Below are 1,549 nucleotides of genomic sequence, written 5' to 3' on the forward strand. Positions count from 1 at the left end.
TAACTGATCAGCATTGCGGCCTGGGCCGGGCTTTGCAGCAAGATCTCGTGCTCGGGAGCCGTCAACTTGTCGACCTCTTCCCTGAACGTAAGGGTGTATGAATACATATGGCACTCCACTGCGGGCTCATATACAGACACGTCTTCCCAACTCTAGTTGTCAGTACCCGGATCCGCGGCGCTCAAGCGGCACCTGTGCGGACGATAATTTTATGGGTAAGCTGGGCCTCTGATGCGGGCGCCCGGGAAGGGACCGCAGGGATGAGCTTGTGAAAGCCACTTTTCGTGAAGCAAGAAGCCAAGGAGTTGTCATGACGGAGCTGGTCACTGAGTTGGTGCGGATCGCCGCCTTTTCCGACGGATCCCGGGGGGGTAATCCCGCCGGCGTCTGGATCGGGGCCCAACTGCCGACGGCGGAGGAGATGCAGCGCATCGCCGCAGAGGTTGGATTCTCGGAGACGGCCTTCGCCGCCCCGCTGCACGGTGAGGGGCAAGAGGCCTGCGGACGGCAATGGCGGGTGCGCTACTTCTCTCCCGAGGCGGAGGTGCCGTTTTGTGGCCATGCGACCATCGCCCTAGGGGTGGCGCTGGCGCGCCGCTTCGGGGCAGGGGATCATGCACTCTGTCTCAACCAGACAGAGATCCGTGTCTCGGGCTGGCAGGATGAGCAGGGGCAGTGGCAGGCGGCGTTGCAATCCCCGCCGACCAGCAGCAAACCGGCGCCGGCGGATTTGATGCGCGAAGCCCTGGCGCTGTTTGGCTATGATGCAGCCAGCCTGGATCCCCGCATCCCCCCAGCGCTCATTCACGGCGGCGCCGATCATCTGGTGCTGGCGCTAAGCGATCGCGCAGCGCTCTCGGCCATGCACTATTCGCTGGCGCAGGGGCGTCTGCTGATGCGCCGCGAGGGCCTGGTGACCATTCTGTTGGTGCATGTGGCCGGGGATCGGCTGTTTCACACCCGCAATGCTTTCGCCTACGGCGGTGTCTATGAGGATCCGGCCACAGGCGCTGCAACCGCGGCCTTCGCCGGTTACCTGCGCGATCTGCACTGGCCCCACGGCGGCGCCATCGACATAGTGCAGGGGGAAGACATGGGCATGTCGTCGCGGCTGCATGCCGAGATCCCGGTTGAGCCCGGCAGTGCTGTGCGGGTGTCCGGCGGGGCGCGCTGGATCTGAGCCGGCAGCATGGGCAATACCAGGTCAGTTGAGGCAGGGGAGAATGTCGATGGGATTGTTCGAGCGAGCGGAGATCCGCGCCCTGAGCGAGAAGTTGCTGGCACTGGCGGCGGGGCAGGGGATCCTGCTCAACAGTGTCGCGGGGCGGGAGCTGGACGATATGTTGTGGCGGGTCGGTGGTGTGCAGCCGGTGGGACGCAGTGCGCGCCGCCAGCTCACCGAGCGAGGCAGGGCGTTTTTGACGACCCAGCTCGCGCAAGCAGCAGAGGAGCAACCCTGGTCGGGGGAAGTCGCGTTGGCGGCATTGGGTTGTCAATTACCCGCATCCATCAACGGTGCCACCTTGAGCGGCAGGGCCGACGCATGATC

The 1,549-nt window shown here is 64.7% G+C and carries 2 protein-coding genes; both read left to right on the forward strand.

Going from position 1 to position 1,549, the window contains the following annotated elements; genetic code table 11:
* Window positions 1-310: 310 nt before the first annotated feature.
* Window positions 311-1,180, forward strand: coding sequence for a PhzF family phenazine biosynthesis protein (locus tag BN1127_RS05160; RefSeq protein ID WP_042648744.1), 870 nt, complete (start codon window positions 311-313; stop codon window positions 1,178-1,180).
* Between the two features lie 49 nt (window positions 1,181-1,229).
* Window positions 1,230-1,547, forward strand: a complete 318-nt coding sequence (locus BN1127_RS05165) for a hypothetical protein (RefSeq protein ID WP_042648745.1) — start codon at window positions 1,230-1,232, stop codon at window positions 1,545-1,547.
* The last annotated feature ends 2 nt before the right edge of the window (window positions 1,548-1,549 follow it).

It is taken from the genome of Aeromonas media (genome assembly GCF_000819985.1).
GTDB classification, from domain to species: Bacteria; Pseudomonadota; Gammaproteobacteria; order Enterobacterales; family Aeromonadaceae; genus Aeromonas; species Aeromonas media.

Coding starts and splice junctions, on each gene's coding strand:
- BN1127_RS05160 (WP_042648744.1), top strand. CDS start 311: ATGACGGAGCTGGTCACTGAGTTGGTGCGGATCGCCGCCTTTTCCGAC.
- BN1127_RS05165 (WP_042648745.1), top strand. CDS start 1,230: ATGGGATTGTTCGAGCGAGCGGAGATCCGCGCCCTGAGCGAGAAGTTG.